Consider the following 16,512-nt stretch of genomic DNA (forward strand, 5'->3'; position numbering starts at 1 on the left):
TGTGCTACCAATAATTACCGCTTCAAATGCTATGACTAAAATTAACTAAAAATTTTAAATTGTCGCATTTACACTCAATTAATTGAAATTAGTAAAGCTTACCACAAAAAATTTTATCAATGGTGGATTTCAAGTTTGACCGGACCGCGAAGACCAGAGGGCATGGTTTTCCAATCTGATGCATCAAATGGCCCATAATCGATATTTACAAAATTTATCTCATGGTAATTCCTCCAGACAATTTTGTTTTGGTCCAGATAACGTATCCTGTTTGCCATAAGGTTGGCCACTTCTATTCGCAGCTGGTTGCTGCCTTTCTGAACAAATTCGCTGATATCCAATTTAAAAGGCACTCCAAAAGCATAAGCCACTTCTTTTCCATTGATCCATACCCGGGCACTTTCCAACACCTGGCCCAAATTCAAAACATATTTGGCATTTTCATCTACCCGCTCCAGATTAAATGAATTTTCGTACAATGCCTGTCCCGAAAAATCTGAAGCTGCGGGATCGTCCAGTTCAGTCCAGGGCTTGATTTCATCCAGAGTTACCGTTTCGGGCAGTTCTGGTCCACCATGTATAAATTCCAAACGCCAGGGGCCTTTAATAGAGACGATTTCCGGCTTGCTACTATCATACTTCCAGTTCGGGATATTCCCTGGGTCCCGATTGAGCACATGGACAATCAGGGACTCCCCGGGATCTAAATTTACCTGCACCGAGCTTTTCCCAGCTGTTTCAGCATTCCTGCCCAATCCAATGATCCCTTGCTCCGGATCCATTAAGACAGCTGCCTTCCCGCCGTATTGCAGGTCTATGGATTTATTTACAGATTCACCAGAATGATTGACCAGGTAATAGTATTTTTCGCCATTCAAATCCCTCCTCAGAAATTTGAGCCCTTCATCAACCAGGCTCTCCCTTTGCAATCCCAGTCCTTCCAATGCCTGAAAAATATTTTCAGCTAAAATCACCTGCCCTTCACCTTCCACCGCCTCTTGCCCATAGACCTTGTCTTGAAAGGATAGTCCCGACCAAAGTGCATCGAGGGCTTCCTCTCTGGAAGAATGATCATGGAATCCGGGAACAGTCTCAGGTGGCTTTTGAAAGATTACCGTTCCTCCCTTTTTTGCCAGAGAAATGGCATTTTGCAGGGTAGCTACAGGCATGTAGGTTGTCTCCGGGACAATCAAAACCCTGGACCGGTAGTCTCCTCCGGCAGCCAAAAACTGGCCAGCATCTACCTGTAAGCCCCCAATCATGCTATCAGAGACAAAATCCAATCCAAAGCCCTTCTCCATGAGCATTTTGGATTCCTGGTAAAAAGCAGTGGGATGCAACCATTCATCAATGCCATGGACGGTCAACATTTTTGACAATCCCTGCGGATCGGACCAAATATCGTACACCGGCCAGTACATCATCAGCTCATTATCAGGTGTACCAGACTGCAATACAGACTGCACCCTTTGGATATATCCATTAAAACCCTTGAAATGCGGCCAAAGGCTATTGTGGGTGTTCAGATTCAGGGAAGCATAAAACAACCAACCCGGAAAATCCACGGCTTTGGGAGAATAGGTAAGGCCATGGTAAAACATGTGGTTGACGCCAGCCAGGAAGGCTTGCTCCAGTTCTGGCTTGGCCTGCGAGAAGGCAGACTTAAAATGCTCTCCCAGCCAGGTAAAGGTTTCGGTGGACACAAGGTTTTTCCCAGTCAGATGCGCTGCCGAAGAGGCGAATTTCAGCATGATAGGATCTGGATCAACATTCCTGATATCGGCACTGTCTCTTCGGATACCGGGGATAAGGAAATAGCTGGAGCCAAAAGTTTCACCTTCAGGAATGTCCACAGCGGCATAGAGGTCCAATAAATTCCCCGGGGAACCATGTGCCTGGTTTTTGGTCACCTTACCATGGCTATTAGCCCAGGCCGTCCAGGGCTTGGTAAAGTTCTCCAGCAACATGTCATGGATGGTCTCCCGGTAATCAGATTTCAAACGACGGCTGATGTCATCCGGCTCCTCAGCCAATAGTTTCGGCAGGTGTTCCCTCAGGTCATAGCCACGTTTTTGTTCAAAAATCCTGAAAAATTCAGCAGTGAAATCAGCCCCATACACTTCGAAACTATCGTTATAAAACGAGCGGATGCCGGGGAAATCTCCTTTAAATGCCGTTTCAAAATGGTTCAGATAGTGTTGTACGGCGCTGTCTGAATAGTGATCGAGGGTGAAGCCCTTTCCTCCCGGAGCTGCTCTTTTCACCATTTGCCCCGTCTGGGCCTGAAAGACGGCAATAAGGTCCCATGACCCGGGGGCATCCCAGTCCAGGCGAAGGGAATCAATAAGTTTTTCGCTAAGGTTTTCAACTTTCCCATCTTGGTAAGCCATTAAGGTGTGCAGTTCATATTCAAATCGGGAGGCCCTTTTATCTTCCAGAACGATGGGACGGTCCAGGCCTTGCCCATTGGTATACCTGTACCTTTGAACGATCATTCGCTGAGCTGCCAGTTCCGGACTGACCATGGGTCCGCCAAAAGGCCAGCCTGTACCCTGGGTCAGGTCAATCCCCATGTTCAAACTATCCGCTTTGGCAACAGTATGCTGCAGCATTTCCTTCCACTCCGGAGAAAGGTATTCCAGAAATTGGTCTTCAAAGCCCTTGGCCCCATATATCGGAGCTATTTCAAGCCCTCCCAGGCCCGCATCTTCGTATTCTTCCAGCAAGCCCGTCAGATTTTCCTTATCCACCGCATTGCCCATCCACCACCAGCGAGTCCATGGTTTTGATGTTTTGGTTACTTCCGGCCATTCCCCGGCGGTTACCTGGCTGGGTTTATCCTGTTGTTGACTACAAGCAGACAGGATTGCCAGGCAACCAGAGAAAAGAAGCAATAAAATGCCGGTAGATCGGGATATTTCTGGTTTTTTTTTCATGAAATGCTGACTTACTTGCTGTATAAGCTGTAAACTTTTTGAAGGGCTTGAACCTTGGGGGATTGGTCCGGGTTGGTTTCCATCAGGTCTGCCATAAAGTCCCACCATTTCTTCATGATGGCCTGCCCGGCCAGGCTGCCTGTTTGGTTGTCTTCACTCAGGCTTTGAAAAGCAAAGAGGGTACCAGAGGATTTGTCCAGAAAAATATGGTAGGACAGGATGCCTGCTTCTTTGAGTAGCTTTTCCAGCTCCGGCCAGATTTGTTGGTGACGTTTTTCATATTCCACTTCATTTCCGGGAAGAAGCTTCATGGTAAAGGCTACAGGTTTCATGGGCAAAGTTGATTTGAAATTGAAATAAAGGTAATTTTAACGGTTAAAAAATGCAAACCTTTTGAGAAAAGCAGTAGGAACTTATGGAGTGAGGGAGTCGGAGTCCTGGAAATACCTCCTGTAAATACCCCATCCAATCGTTCCAACAATTAGAAGCAAAACCAAGATTTGAATATAGAAAACATAATTTGTCCTCATATTAAATGTAAAGGACTTGCCAACAAGTACCTCCGCTGCCCAAAAGTATGGCAATTGATAATTGCCCGGGTTTTCATTCAAAAATCGCAATTTAGCTTCCTGTAAAGCCAGGTCGGTAGGTTTTCCCTGACTCAGTATCTCATAAAATATTTCTGATAAAGAATAGGTGGAATGATTATCTATTGGCCAAAGCGAAGTGATGCTGGATGGGATTCCTGCCGATGCAAACCCCCTGGCAAGGCTAAAAACCCCTTCTCCTGGTACATTTTTGCCAATTGCTGTATTGCAGGCAGAGAGTATAATAAGCTGCGTGGGTAAATTCCCCAGGCCCTGTAATTCGGAAACAAACATCATGGAATCAGCAAAGTACAAAGTGGGCTCGGTATCCGTATCATCAGCTACCGCATGGGAATATAAATGTACAATGTCATTTTGAGACAGTTGGCTCAGAAATTTCTCTTTGGTGGCCTGCTGCCCAGTGAACAATGAATAACTGGAAAAATGCTCCTTCAAACGGTCCAGGGATTGACCTGAGCCCAATAGCGATGTTTGCTGCAAATGCGATTGAAAATCTACCGGAGCCATGCCCAGCAAAGTTGCAGTTTGGTTCCTTACTTTATTCCCATTTTTCAAAAGGAAACCAACAGAATAGGTATAGCTAAACGCATGGTCTTTTAGTAGAAAGCTGTAAAAATCTTCCGGATCTTTGATCAGCATTTCGAAAGGAATTAAATAATCATCTGGTGAAATAAGGATTCTTCTGTTGGTGAGTCCCAGTGGTTGAAAAAAGGATTGGTACAAATCATTGGACAACTCAATATACCTGGAATATTGCTGGTTCAATTTTCCCTGGCTTGAGCTGAGTGAAAGCAATTCCCTTGCCGATGAATGGAAATCTCCCAGTGGAAATTTGTGCAGTGCAGCGGTATCCTGGTCCACTGTAAGCGCATAGAGGTGTTCCTTTCCAACAAAATATCCCAGGTAAGCCTGATCTGGTTCAAGAACCTCTTTGGTCAATTTATCCAATGAAACGACGGTGGTGTCGTATTTGTATTGGTAATAGTTGGGGTATTTCGCTTCCAGTGATCTGATAAATGCTTCATAGGCTTCCTGGACCTGAAATCTTTCATTGGCCAACTCTTTATAAATGGGGCTGGTCTGGGGCGTGCCTGACAATTTTCTTTGTAGGGATACCATCTTCGATTTGAATTCTTGTTCTTTGGTTGCGTCCTCCTCGCTTAAAAACTGATGGGCTCCCAGCTCACTGAGCTTGTCGTTTAACAAAACTGCACGGCTTTTTTCGAAAAAATACAAAGCACTTTCGATATCTTGTAAAAGGTAAGAAGTCTCTATGGCCAATTCATACATTCCCCTGGACTTTTTCCTCCAAAAAAGCTTGGATTCATCATGTTGTTGGTTCCACCGCATTAAATTGATGGTAAGGTCCGCCAGTTTGAAAGTTTCCAAGGCAACTGGTAAAATGGCCGGATCTTTTCGTTGTTTATGAAGTTTGAGTAAGGTTTCGGCTTTGTTATCAATTAAGGTGTATAATATTCTATCATATGCAGCTCCCCTGAGGGCTTTTCTGCTTGGATTTTCACTCCAATCCAGGTCTGAAACCCCTAAAGGCAATACCATTAAACCGCTTTGAAAACTATTTAATGCTTCCTCAATATTACCCTGGTCTTGATATACGTATCCAATATTATTATAGACAGTCGGTAGTTTTGTTTTCTCACCAAGTAAATCCAGTAATTCAATACACTGTTGAAAACATCTCAGTGAGGCCTCAGGGTCCTTTACATCCAGGGCATAAACAACCCCCATATTATTCATTGCCTTATAACTATCTAAAAAATACCCTAATTTGTAATTTAGATCATGTGTTTTCTGGTAGTATGAAATCGCTTCGTCAAAATTTTCTCTTTTCTCAGACAAAGAAGCCATTACCAAATAGGCTATGCGAAGATATCTTTCTTTATTACTACTTTTAGACAATAATTCTAATGCCGTTTCTATAGTCGTATTGGCCTCTTGAATTCGATTTTCTTGAAGTAGAACTTGTGCCTTTTGTAGGTACAGTAAGGAGGTATGCGCATTAGAACCAACTTCCTCAGCAAATAGCAAGCCCTTATCTATATGTTGTAAGCTTCGGAAATGATCTCCTCTTTCCATATAATGGATTGAAATTTTTTCGAATGCATTGATTCCATTTTCTAACCTTTTAGGGTAGTTCCTGGCTGTAACAATGCAACTATCCATATAAATATGAAAGTTTTCCAACGAATCTAATTTTTCATAAAAATACCCTAGATTAAAATATAATACAGCCGCAAAGGAAGCATCTACCTTAGGATTTTTTGAAATTTTACAATTACTCAATGTCTTTTTCAATAAGAATATTCCCCTATCATAGTCGCCATTTTTACAATACCAATCTCCCAAGCGATTTGCAATTTGGTTATAAATACTATCGCTATCTGTATATTTTTGTCCGTATTGCTCAAGCAATACTTCCAGTTCTTCGATATACCCATTCAAATTCCTTGGATTCAATCGTTGTTTCTCCTCCAGCTCCTGTAATTTAACAAGCCAATCTTTTTCAGGGTTAATACTTTTCCCTTCACTTATATTGGCAAATATTAAGAAGAACATTACTACAAGAATTGGGTATTTAGTACGTATCATCATGAGTGAATTAAATGAACTGAAAATTTGATCTAAATGACCAATTTTACACATAAAGTCCATGTTTAATCCAATCCTCCAACCGCGGATCTTTTCTAAAAAAATCCAGTCCTAAATCACTTTCAAGAAAATGTTTTTTATTAATTTTTTCTACTCTATCCTTCGATAAAAATTCTGAGGCAAAATTTGAGCCGATCTTTCCTGTAGCTATTGCGGCTGCAAAGGAAGACCCAAAAACAAACGCTTCTCCTTCATCTGATGCTTTTTTTAGAGGAATTTGAAATTTAAAATCCTCAATTTCCTCATCCTCAGAAATATACAAACCATCAGCTTTGATTCCCAGGTCCACTACATTAGGAGAAAAATTTTGTCTGGGGCTTATTTTGAAACTTTTGCTATCATTTTTTACGGTAGTCACCACAAACATATATTTGGATTCATCCTCAATTCGATTACCAAAAAAAGCTGGATAGAAATGGTGCTGTGATAGGTCCCTTGGATTTCTATCTTCTCCTTTTCTGGACGGGAAATCGTTTAAAAATTTATCATCATCTACTTTAAAAGCATTTCCCGAAGCAGCAACAAATAGAACACCCTTATTTTTTAAAGAATTAGTAATCAAGTCTTTTAAGGGTTCCAGGGATTCATAATCCTGTCTATAAAATCCCCAACTTGCATTAATAATATGAGCACCCTTCTCTATGGCAAACCGAATGGCCGATATAGCTGTAAATAAATTTCCTACACCTTTTTCATTATGGGTTTTCAGGTTCATGATTTTGACCTTAGTACCACTCCCCCTGAATTGCTCAATTATAAAAGCATTTACCAAGGTGCCATGGGATACATTGTTGTCATCTTCGATATCAAACCGTTCATAATTGTTCCCATCCTCACTAATTTGATCAACAAGAAAATTTACCCCATTTATCAGGAAACCATTCTCCTCTCCTTGCCATAGGTATTGTTCCGGAATAACACTGGTATTTACGCCTGTATCCAAAACAGCAATTATTACTTCTTTATCTCCATTTAATTGACTTGGATCAATGTCTATCTTTTCAAAATTTGTTAATCCCTCCAAATGCTCGATATCTATAATTTCAGGGATTCCATTTTCGTGGTTATAGATTATAAAATCGACATTAGTTCGATCCTGACCGGCTATTTCTCTTTCCATGGACCCGACGACATCAATACGCTGATGTTTCCATAATTCCACATTTTTAAAGACAGGATCTTGAATTCGCTCAATTTTTATGTCACCAAATTCTGGATGAATTTTTTTAACATTATCTTCTATCTCTTTCAAAAAACAATCACAAGCTTCCCGGTCCTCATCTTCTTTAAAAACAACGATAAGTTGGTTTTGATTAAAATTGGGGTTTTTGGATGGAGTTTTAATATTGCTCATTGCCATAATATTAATAATTGTAGGATTTATTAAATAGTTAGTTAAAATACTTGTCGAAACAAATCTTATTATGGGCTATACGTTGGTTTAATATTAAAAAGTATAGGTAATATAGCTCCCTAGTTTTACTTTAGCAAATTTTATACGGTTAATTTACCAAATAATCAAAAAGGAAGCTTCCAAAAGAAACCAAGCCCTACCTCACCGAGAGATTACCACTTTTTCTAAGAAAATCCAGGTCCCTGTTTAACTCATCTATTTTATCTTTGGAGGATCTCAATTCCTCCTCTAAATATTCTACCCGGGACAATCGGTCTTTCAAACCTATGAACTGTTCGTTCATGACCATATAGTCGTAAAGAAAATTAAAGATATCCGTATTGATCCTACCGAAAATTTCTCCATCCTTTTGCAGGTGTTGGTCCATGATACGCAGGTGCTGCTCAATGTCACTTTTTACCAATGGATTAATATCCCCGATCTCTTGAAGGGAATCGGTCAAATACTGAATCTCTTCCATGGCTACTATAAATGGTTGCTGTTCATGAATCTGAATTTCGAGATCTTGTATTTTTTCCCTGAGTAAGGCATTTTCATCTGCAGGAATCAGGGTATAGAAAAATACCGCTGCAACAATCAGCGATACCGTTACAATAAACGAAAGGACAAATACAATTAGCGCACGATTCCTTTCCCTGGCATTTAATACATTTTTCATGACTTTGGTATTTTATTTTAATGAAGATTTATTCTAAAAAGAAACTATTCCGCTTTCCTTGCCGCTCATCGCTTGTGGGAGGATTCACATGGCTTTTGGAGGAGGAGCCCTGCTCTTTTTCGGATACCTGTTCTTTAACAAATATTCCGGTATCTTTCCGCTTTCCGATATAATCCAGTTTGGCCAGGTTCATCCATAAATCACCCACACACCTGGCCATGGCTTCCATTTTATCGATGGAGGATTGAATATTGAGATGGTCGTAGGGATGATGGGCAAGATCCGTCAGGCAACTTTCAAGTTCTCCTTTCCCTACCCCACACCAGTCCACAAAATAATTGATCAATTCTTCTTTTCCTGATCCTATATAAAAGTCAAGGCTGTTTTTAAGCAATCTTGCAAAGGCGACTGCCCTATTGACCAGGTGTAACGGAGCCTGGTCCATCCCTTCCAATTTAAAACTTCCCAGATGAGCAGAAGTAAACTGAATTACCTGCTCCCCTAATTTCTGTACAATCTGGGCCATGTCATTCTGCTGTTTTTTCTGAAATATTTTCTGAATGATTTGTAGGGAATTCAGTTCCAATTTGCTGAAGAACTGTTCCATACCTGCATGCACATTGATCAACTCATAATGACTGCTGATCCTGGCACAAGGTGGAATATAGGCATCATCCAATGACACATTGTTTTCCAGCAAGCTGATTTTACCTATTGGGAGCTGATACTCCCCAATGGAATGAGAGGAAAGTTCGTCTGCAGGGATCAGGTGCAAGGTATAGGCAGGCCTCGTAAAAGGTAGCCTTGGAGACAGTTCCGTCAGGTCTGCCTGCCCAAAAGGATTCCTTTCAAAAGGGTTGATGACCAATACAATATAAAAATCGGAGGATTTGCCCTTCAACCTTTGAAAAGAAAGGTTCAATTCCGTTTGAGTGAGCCCATTGGCCTGGGCATTGGCACCCTCCCCTTCAGTAAGCTGAATCAAATGTCCTCCCCGGGTAACAGCCTGACATTGAAGCAGTCTTACCTGCACCTGTTGCTGATTGTCAATACTGACCGATATTTTGGGAACATTTCCCGAAACAGGTAGCAATCCATAATTGAATTCATTTAATGTAGTGCTTAATCCCAAAGCCATATGGTGGGTATGGGCATTATTTTGGGCAATAAAATGGGACTTATTGATTTTCATCCCATCCACCCAATTCACCGGCAGGTATTCAAATTGATTGTTTAACATGACAAAGGTTGTTTATGAGGATAATGTCCGGTTACAGCGTATGACATTATTTTCCCTGATTTGATTGTTGAATATGGTTTTTTCGGCATCCACATATTTTTCAATAAAGCGGATGTAAGGGTTTCTCTTGAAAAAAAGCCAACCGTAAGGCTCCCCGGATTTATCCATGTAGGCAATTTTATCATTGGGATGTCTTTCATTGTAGTCGTTGATAAAATAGTAGAACAGTTCACCCATTTCCATGTCAACGGGTGCTTTGGCCCGAAAATGGGTCTCCCTGGGATCATCTGGTTGCTTTTGGATCAGGAAGCTGATGACCAGCAGGTTTTTTAATTTATCTTCATCTGGTTCTCCCATTTCCTCGCTGCTGGGATAATACCACCTTTTGAGAATACCGGCAGGTATGGCCATGGCATTGGAAAAGGTTTGATTCAGCAGCCAGGGGACGATGAAAAATATAATACTCATGGACATGTTAAAGGCGAGCGTGGCCTCACTGAAATAACTGAATACCGCCATAAAGCCCGTTCCTCCCAGCAGGCCCAGCACCAGAGTAAATAAAAACTCTGCCCACAAGGACTGCTCATTCCCGGCCCATTTGACATATTCTTTCAACCAATTGACATGTGCTATTCCCAGAATCAGGAAATAAGCCATAAAAACCAGGTGAAAAACCTGTTGATCTTTCAAATAGGACCAATAAGAAAGTGAGGCAATTCCTGAGATCAATACAATGGCAACCAATAAATAAAGGACTGTGACTTTAAAGTAGGGTTTAAAACTCCCATGTACCCTTGAAATAAGCTTGACCATAAAGCCCAATGAGCCTGCTGCAGCCATACCGAAAATCAGCATGGTTCTGGTTAATTCGTCTGTGAGCATCCTTTCCATTTTTTAATTTTTTTGACTTTCAAGTATTAATAAGTATTTCATTACGGCCGCATGCCCGCTTGTGGACGAAAAGAGAATCCAGCAGGTTTGATCATCATCCCTACCTGGTTACCTGGTTGTTTTCGTCATGCTTGATTCCTATTTAAATATCCCACAACTGCTTCGGCAAGTAGCCCAAAAGAATATCCCAATAGTGGAGCTTTCTCTTGTTCCAATCCATTGGTCATTTCTTCTTCTGCCAACTTAATCTCGATCACACTTTCTGCTTCTACCGGAAGAAAAAAGCCTTTGAAGACCTTCAAAAAGGAATGGTAATTTCCTTTTTCCAGGTAATCCTTTACTCCGGAATTTCTGAGCGGTCCGATAATGAATGTATAGCAGGGGCTCTCTTCCCAGAAGTGGTTGCCCATGGTCAAATCCAGGCCCAGCCGGGAATTACCCAATTCATTATAACCCTCACCCATCTCCTCCAATCGCTCTAAATTATCCATCCTGACCTCTACAGGCTCCTGAATTATTTTCTCCAAACAGCGAGCTAGCAGCTCCGGATCGCCATTAACCTGGTGTACCTGTGGCAACATTCCGATAAAAGGGGTAACAAACCTGTAGGGAATATCAGGGGCTATTCCCCAAAATTCCATAAAGAAGTCATTTAGGGTTCCGGTATTCATTCCCTTCAGCAAGTGGAATTCTTCCGACTCCAGTGCCACCTTTTCATCATAAAACGCCTGTTCAAATGGCTTGAAAAACTGTCTGCTTTCTTGTTCAACCTGCTTGTTTTTAACATAGTCCCCAGCCATTTCACCTGCAGACAGCACCGGCAAGCCTGTATTGACCGGCTGATGAAACAAGCCCTCAGGCAATTGGTCATACCAACCATTTCTGCTAATGGCCAATTGTAAATAGGTTTTTTTATTGGCGTCTTCTTCCAAAGAAGGGGTACTTACATCCCTGCTGTAAGGCCTGTGACAGGTGCTTTCCGAGGCCAGAACAAAATCCTCCATGGCCAATCCCTTTTCCATGGCCAACACCAGGATGGATTCTGCTCTTAAATCATGGGAATGCTGAAGCATTTCCCGATGCAGTTCAGATATTAAATGGTCCTTTTCCATCTTCCTGTTTTAACAAGTTAATTTAAGATCACCTGTAAAGGCATCCATAGCATCGTTTTTTCTTCCAGCGCCTGGGTGAGGTATGCTTTCCAATAATCCAGCTCCCCTGACTGGGACATGGATTTATAATCCTCCTCCTGAAGATTTATGGACACAACTATGGACTTCTGGTAACCACGCTTCGCATCCGGCAGGCAGCAGACACCTTTTTCGATGGCAATATGTTTTACCTTTTTCCCCATTTCACTTTCACAATAAGCTTTAATGTCTTCTGCAGAAGTCAGCCTGTCTTTGGAAAGAAGGGCGTTTTTGTAAGCCATGACCTTTTCTGTAGCGGACAATTTGTTTCTTCCACCAATGGACCTACTTGCCAAAATGATATTGTTACTGATAAATGAGCCTCCATTATAGGGCAACAGCCTGGTACCCGGTTTGATGTGATTGGCCAAATCCCCATAGGTACTGCTGTATTGAATGGTCAAATTTGGTTTCAAAAGTTGCTGATCACGCTGAATTACCAGATAGGGCGTTGATCCTTTTTGAACCTGGCTGGCATGTAACCTTTGCTCCAATTTATTCATCACCTGTTTAAGGTTTTTCATTTCCTTGTTTACAAAATCATTGTCCATGATAGCAAATGCAGCACTTTCATCTCTCAATAGTTGTAAAAGGTAATCGATGGTATCCGCAGCATCCCGCTCATCAAAGCGACCAATCCCCCCCTGACGCATTAGCATGGCAGTAGAAGTAGTGCCATCTATTCCTCTCCCCCCTGTAGAAAGGGGCCTATTGTCATCGGTTTGAACCTTTTCCAAATCCAGAAACAGGTCCTCCGAATGGAGAGGAACTACATTGATGATGTCCTGCATCCTGAAATTGACCTCATGGACTTGCCGGTTGATGACCGGGAAACAATTCATGATGCAAACCAGGTCTTTTAACAGACTGCCGGATAATATTTCCGGAAAACAAATTTTCACCCAGCGTATGGGTTGACTTTTCCATTCATCCACTTCCTTACCCTGAAAGCCATCCAAAATATCCTGGGACTGACCATTGCTTCCTCCTGCTGTTTCCTCCTCAGGGTCCAGGAGAGTAATAAAATAAGGCTGATAAAACTGATTGGTTTGCCTGATTACTTGCCTCAACCGAATACCTTCAGTAGTATCTGATCCAATCCATGTTTGTTTATCAATGGTATTTTCTGAAAATCCAAAATCCTGGGTATGTATCAGACGGCGGTCATCAAAAAACCACTGTGCCTTGGGCAGCTGATGGTAAAACAAGCTTTTATCTGCTTCATTCCTGAAATCAAAATAAAATGTTGTTTGGTGCAGGCCCACTTCGGGATGATCGATTCCTAACCAAACTGTATCCCTGGAAAGGCCCTCAGGTGCTGTGGCCAATACCTCTTTCTGATTACCAGTGATTTTGTACAACTGATTTCCAATGACCATCAGCTGAAGGCCGGCTTTATTCAGTCGAAATGGACCTGTTGGTGAAAAATACACATCTTTTCCAAGAGGCTCCTGATTTTCACTGTTAGTCCCCAGTTTGATACGGGTATAAAACTGCATATCCGGATCCAAAACGGCTGTGTTTTCCAAAGGCATTGCGCTGGCCACAGCATGGGCCGGCAAGGCTCCGGTAAGCGTCTCGGGGGAGAGCAGGCCGACCAGCCGCTCCATGATCCTGGCCCTGGATGCATGGATGTCTGAAGAAACCTTTTCCAACTCTGTGGCACAAGCCTCCAACAACAGGCCTACCAACGGGTCAAAATTGCTTTCTGCCTGGGTTTCCGCATATCCCCACATCCTGGCTACATGCTTTAACATTCTGGTTTTTATATGTTCCTTGGATTCCAACATGGCAGATCAGATCAATTGGTAAGATAAGGGACCGGTGAAAATGGCATCTTCATAGATAAATTTTTCGTTGGTAGCATTGAGCCAGCCGGTAATGGTGATGGTGATTTTCTTTTTCACCCTACAGCCGTTTTTCTGGCTGGCCATCTCTTCCTGACCTATTTCCAGTTCCACCCTGGTATTGCCCAGGCGCTTCTCGTAGCGGAGAATGGCATTGGAAAGGGATTCCCGAATGAATTCCTTGATTTTATGGCTGCTGGTGATATTGTCAAAATCATATTCCCATATGCAGCAACCAAACTGCTCATCCATGGAAAGCTCTCCATAAGCCGTAGTAATGATCAGGTGCAGGTGCTGGGCAATAGACTGCTCCAGGCTACAGGTCCGGTGGTCCTTTTTTTGCATTATCCCGACCAGGGAAAAGGGAAGTTTATAGAAATGGTTTTTCATTACAACAATTTTGAATTTATATCCACCTAATAGCCTTAATGTTACCTGAATCGGATAGGAATTATCGGTTTTTAGGAAAATTATCATGAACTGGAAAGGGCTAAAAATTGGTGAACTACCAAAAAGAGGCATGGTTCTAGGTTGAGACGGGCTCAAAACAACTTTCCGGTTGAATGGGCTCCCCATAAAAACCGGCTAAAAAGATGCGTTTTATTTGCGTAAATCATTGAAGGTTGCGGAGTATGAATATGAACTTTCACATTAGGGGTTTTTAATTAAAAAAGCCTTGAAGGTTCTAGCCTTCAAGGACTGCTTAAAATGCTCAAAAATTCTTGCCGTCTTATATATTTATTTATGGTAACTAACATTATTCTCCCAGTCTTTTTTGTGAAGGGTTGTGGCTAGGAGTTTGATTGGTATTGGGTTTCCTTCGTTCCGGATTGCACCGGATCACCGATGGCCGTTCTACTGGTCGAAGGCTTCTTTGCTCTCTGGGCTTTTCTTCTTCTATACAGCCCCATTGCAGGGAACAGAAGATCACAACAAGGGCCATTCCTATCTGGTTACGAAGGTATGAGCTGGCATAATTCATGGTTTTGATGGTTTAAATTAAAAATTCCTTTACTTTGATTGTATATCCGGATTAGTCTTCGTTTGTTACCTATCCCATTAATAAAATTTTGGATCAAGTTTATGGATCGGGTTTGTGGCGATTTTTTCGTCAAGCTCATCAAAAGAATAGCCCTCGTTTGACATATCGATTTTTTCTTTAGAATTAGCAACCACTTCTTTCTCCTGCTCAGGGCTTGGAAAAGCTGCTAAAAAACCGATGGAGCCTATCAGGGTCAATATCATTTGGATATTGCTAAACCGCTTTCTTTTCCGAATACTGATTTGATTTTTGAAGGTCACATAGCCAGACCCGAATTCGATTTGGAAGAATCTCTGATGAATGAAAATCATCCGGCTTAGTATCTCCTCAGTCACGGTCGATTTCATAATGGATGTTGTTAGGATTTGAATGAAAACTAACTTTCTACAGGTAGATCGGGATATGTGTTCTGTTGTTACCCATTAGTAATTAAAAGTTCAAGGAAAAAGATCTGTTGATGGTAGTTTTCAAATTTACATCAGTTAAATGTCAATTTTGGAAATAAAAAATGGGGTCTAGGTCAGATAGGGTTACTTAATTATTTAATCGCTTAAAAACCCTACAATTAAAGGAAAGTTCATACCTGTAGAATAGGAAATTCTTCTCCTTACGCTAAAATTTGAACCAAAAAAAGCCGTTAAACATAACGGCTTTTTACTTAAATTAATAAGCGTCAATTTCAATCATTCTGCTAACCCTACACCTTGCATGACTTGATTATAGTCTCTTATATCAACAGTAGGTAAAACAGGAAGTTGAAATCGAACTGCAGGAGTGGTTTCTATAGCTATTACCTTTATTTCATTGTAGCTTTCTCCTGCACCAGTTTCTACTACCCGAGAAATACTTATTCTGGCCGAATTACTGCTTTCGAGATACCGGTGAAAGGTTCTGTAATAAGTTCTTCCCAGTGATCCATAATTCGGCAAAACGTACCAGTCAGCACCCCTCCGCATGTAGGTATAGAAAATTCTATTGCTAAAATCACTTTGAGACATTGGAATAAGCATTTCGTAACTCTCACTTTCAGTGAAATCATGGCCATCAAAGGTAAATTCCCTCACATTGGCATTTCCAGGAGCCCCTCTTTCACCTCTGGGGCCTTGAGTTCCCTGGGGACCAACCGGACCAATTTCTCCTCGCTGTCCCGGCTCCCCTCTCTCTCCCCGGGGACCCACCGGCCCCATTTCACCTTGTGCACCTCTCGGACCCACTTCTCCCGGGTCGCCTTTTGGGCCTTCAAACATGTCACATGACCAAGATAAGCTTAGGGCAACAATAAAAGTCATGATAACCCTGAATTTTTGATTAATGATTCGATAAAATTTCATACGAATAATATTTTGAGTGAATAAATAACAACAGGAAAAATTCCGATAGTTGTCGTTCCGTAGTTATATCCGACTGCAAAACATTTGTTACCTAATAAAAGAATGTACAGTACAATTTTAATCCATACAAACATCTCTGTTTAGCCTTTCTTTTTTTCACCAACTACCAACAGATAAAAAGGATTCAATAGAAAAAAATATCGATTTTATTCAGCGTGAAACCCCTTCTTTTATATACGTATGTGCTACCCCAGTCAATCCAAGAGGCCTAAGCTTTTTTAATAGGGTAAATGGCCTTAGGGGTGTTATTACAGACGGTGTTCGGAATCCTGACTGACCGCCTTATTCTAATAAAAAATTTATGGCATTTTGAATCTTATGGGCACCCGTATAAAAGACGAAATAGACTTACCGTTTTCCTGGGCGGGAGTCCATTTGTGGGGGTAAGCTTTTATTACCCGTAAGGCCTCTTTGGCCAGGGAAGGATAGCTCAAGGCAATAATGTTCCCTTTCGCTTTTAGCCGGAAGGAACAGAACTGGTGCTTTTGGGCCAGTCTCCGACCTGGAAATAAGGAGTCGTTGATGGGTGGGTAAAAATCAAGCATTTATTGGCTAGTAACTTACTCTTAGTGTAAGTGTATTTATCCGTTCCCAGCAGGGGAGTGATTGGAAAATAAAAAACAGA

General features: G+C 41.7%; 14 protein-coding genes. All 14 read right to left on the reverse strand.

The genetic code is table 11. From position 1 onward, the window contains the following. Nucleotides 1–116: 116 nt before the first annotated feature. Nucleotides 117–2,936 (reverse strand): glycosyl hydrolase, encoded by a 2,820-nt coding sequence (locus tag G9Q97_RS16765; RefSeq protein WP_166148885.1) that lies wholly within the window; start codon nucleotides 2,934–2,936, stop codon nucleotides 117–119. A gap of 11 nt (nucleotides 2,937–2,947) precedes the next feature. Continuing rightward, complete coding sequence (rhaM, locus tag G9Q97_RS16770) at nucleotides 2,948–3,268, reverse strand: L-rhamnose mutarotase (protein ID WP_187357732.1); 321 nt, start codon at nucleotides 3,266–3,268, stop codon at nucleotides 2,948–2,950. 81 nt (nucleotides 3,269–3,349) lie between these two features. Next, nucleotides 3,350–6,121, reverse strand: a complete 2,772-nt coding sequence (locus G9Q97_RS16775; protein ID WP_166148889.1) for a CHAT domain-containing protein — start codon at nucleotides 6,119–6,121, stop codon at nucleotides 3,350–3,352. A 79-nt stretch (nucleotides 6,122–6,200) separates the two neighbouring features. Continuing rightward, nucleotides 6,201–7,568: a S8 family serine peptidase gene (locus G9Q97_RS16780; protein ID WP_166148891.1), complete on the reverse strand. Its 1,368-nt coding sequence runs from the start codon at nucleotides 7,566–7,568 to the stop codon at nucleotides 6,201–6,203. Between the two features lie 196 nt (nucleotides 7,569–7,764). After that, the gene (gene tssO, locus G9Q97_RS16785) at nucleotides 7,765–8,286 is read right to left on the reverse strand and encodes a type VI secretion system TssO (protein WP_166148893.1); all 522 of its coding nucleotides are present in this window, start codon (nucleotides 8,284–8,286) and stop codon (nucleotides 7,765–7,767) included. 28 nt (nucleotides 8,287–8,314) lie between these two features. Then, nucleotides 8,315–9,526 (reverse strand): type VI secretion system baseplate subunit TssK, encoded by a 1,212-nt coding sequence (locus G9Q97_RS16790; protein WP_166148895.1) that lies wholly within the window; start codon nucleotides 9,524–9,526, stop codon nucleotides 8,315–8,317. A gap of 12 nt (nucleotides 9,527–9,538) precedes the next feature. Next, a complete protein-coding gene (locus G9Q97_RS16795) occupies nucleotides 9,539–10,417 on the reverse strand; it encodes a TssN family type VI secretion system protein (protein WP_166148897.1) in 879 nt (292 codons plus the stop codon). 125 nt (nucleotides 10,418–10,542) lie between these two features. Further along, entirely contained in the window at nucleotides 10,543–11,529 is a 987-nt protein-coding gene (locus G9Q97_RS16800) for a type VI secretion system baseplate subunit TssG (RefSeq protein ID WP_166148899.1), read from the reverse strand. A 17-nt stretch (nucleotides 11,530–11,546) separates the two neighbouring features. Continuing rightward, nucleotides 11,547–13,364 carry a type VI secretion system baseplate subunit TssF gene (locus tag G9Q97_RS16805; RefSeq protein ID WP_166148901.1) on the reverse strand — a complete coding sequence of 606 codons (1,818 nt, stop codon included), beginning with the start codon at nucleotides 13,362–13,364 and terminating at the stop codon, nucleotides 11,547–11,549. A gap of 39 nt (nucleotides 13,365–13,403) precedes the next feature. Continuing rightward, complete coding sequence (locus tag G9Q97_RS16810) at nucleotides 13,404–13,844, reverse strand: GPW/gp25 family protein (protein WP_166148903.1); 441 nt, start codon at nucleotides 13,842–13,844, stop codon at nucleotides 13,404–13,406. A gap of 367 nt (nucleotides 13,845–14,211) precedes the next feature. Beyond that, nucleotides 14,212–14,436 carry a hypothetical protein gene (locus G9Q97_RS16815; RefSeq protein WP_166148905.1) on the reverse strand — a complete coding sequence of 75 codons (225 nt, stop codon included), beginning with the start codon at nucleotides 14,434–14,436 and terminating at the stop codon, nucleotides 14,212–14,214. A gap of 77 nt (nucleotides 14,437–14,513) precedes the next feature. Further along, nucleotides 14,514–14,699: a hypothetical protein gene (locus tag G9Q97_RS16820; RefSeq protein ID WP_166148907.1), complete on the reverse strand. Its 186-nt coding sequence runs from the start codon at nucleotides 14,697–14,699 to the stop codon at nucleotides 14,514–14,516. Between the two features lie 480 nt (nucleotides 14,700–15,179). Continuing rightward, on the reverse strand, nucleotides 15,180–15,827 hold the full coding sequence (locus G9Q97_RS16825) for a collagen-like protein (RefSeq protein WP_166148910.1): 648 nt from the start codon (nucleotides 15,825–15,827) through the stop codon (nucleotides 15,180–15,182). 359 nt (nucleotides 15,828–16,186) lie between these two features. Next, complete coding sequence (locus G9Q97_RS16830; RefSeq protein WP_166148912.1) at nucleotides 16,187–16,432, reverse strand: energy transducer TonB; 246 nt, start codon at nucleotides 16,430–16,432, stop codon at nucleotides 16,187–16,189. Between the last annotated feature and the right edge of the window lie 80 nt (nucleotides 16,433–16,512).

The sequence above is a fragment of the Cyclobacterium plantarum genome, assembly GCF_011290685.1.
Taxonomy (GTDB): Bacteria; Bacteroidota; Bacteroidia; order Cytophagales; family Cyclobacteriaceae; genus Cyclobacterium; species Cyclobacterium plantarum.

Excerpts from the sequence above, each read along its gene's own strand:
- G9Q97_RS16805 (WP_166148901.1), bottom strand. The coding sequence starts at position 13,364 with ATGTTAAAGCATGTAGCCAGGATGTGGGGATATGCGGAAACCCAGGCA.
- G9Q97_RS16815 (WP_166148905.1), bottom strand. The coding sequence starts at position 14,436 with ATGAATTATGCCAGCTCATACCTTCGTAACCAGATAGGAATGGCCCTT.
- G9Q97_RS16765 (WP_166148885.1), bottom strand. The coding sequence starts at position 2,936 with ATGAAAAAAAAACCAGAAATATCCCGATCTACCGGCATTTTATTGCTT.
- rhaM (WP_187357732.1), bottom strand. The coding sequence starts at position 3,268 with ATGAAACCTGTAGCCTTTACCATGAAGCTTCTTCCCGGAAATGAAGTG.
- G9Q97_RS16800 (WP_166148899.1), bottom strand. The coding sequence starts at position 11,529 with ATGGAAAAGGACCATTTAATATCTGAACTGCATCGGGAAATGCTTCAG.
- tssO (WP_166148893.1), bottom strand. The coding sequence starts at position 8,286 with ATGAAAAATGTATTAAATGCCAGGGAAAGGAATCGTGCGCTAATTGTA.
- G9Q97_RS16795 (WP_166148897.1), bottom strand. The coding sequence starts at position 10,417 with ATGGAAAGGATGCTCACAGACGAATTAACCAGAACCATGCTGATTTTC.
- G9Q97_RS16780 (WP_166148891.1), bottom strand. The coding sequence starts at position 7,568 with ATGAGCAATATTAAAACTCCATCCAAAAACCCCAATTTTAATCAAAAC.
- G9Q97_RS16820 (WP_166148907.1), bottom strand. The coding sequence starts at position 14,699 with ATGATATTGACCCTGATAGGCTCCATCGGTTTTTTAGCAGCTTTTCCA.
- G9Q97_RS16825 (WP_166148910.1), bottom strand. The coding sequence starts at position 15,827 with ATGAAATTTTATCGAATCATTAATCAAAAATTCAGGGTTATCATGACT.
- G9Q97_RS16775 (WP_166148889.1), bottom strand. The coding sequence starts at position 6,121 with ATGTTCTTCTTAATATTTGCCAATATAAGTGAAGGGAAAAGTATTAAC.
- G9Q97_RS16790 (WP_166148895.1), bottom strand. The coding sequence starts at position 9,526 with ATGTTAAACAATCAATTTGAATACCTGCCGGTGAATTGGGTGGATGGG.
- G9Q97_RS16810 (WP_166148903.1), bottom strand. The coding sequence starts at position 13,844 with ATGAAAAACCATTTCTATAAACTTCCCTTTTCCCTGGTCGGGATAATG.
- G9Q97_RS16830 (WP_166148912.1), bottom strand. The coding sequence starts at position 16,432 with ATGCTTGATTTTTACCCACCCATCAACGACTCCTTATTTCCAGGTCGG.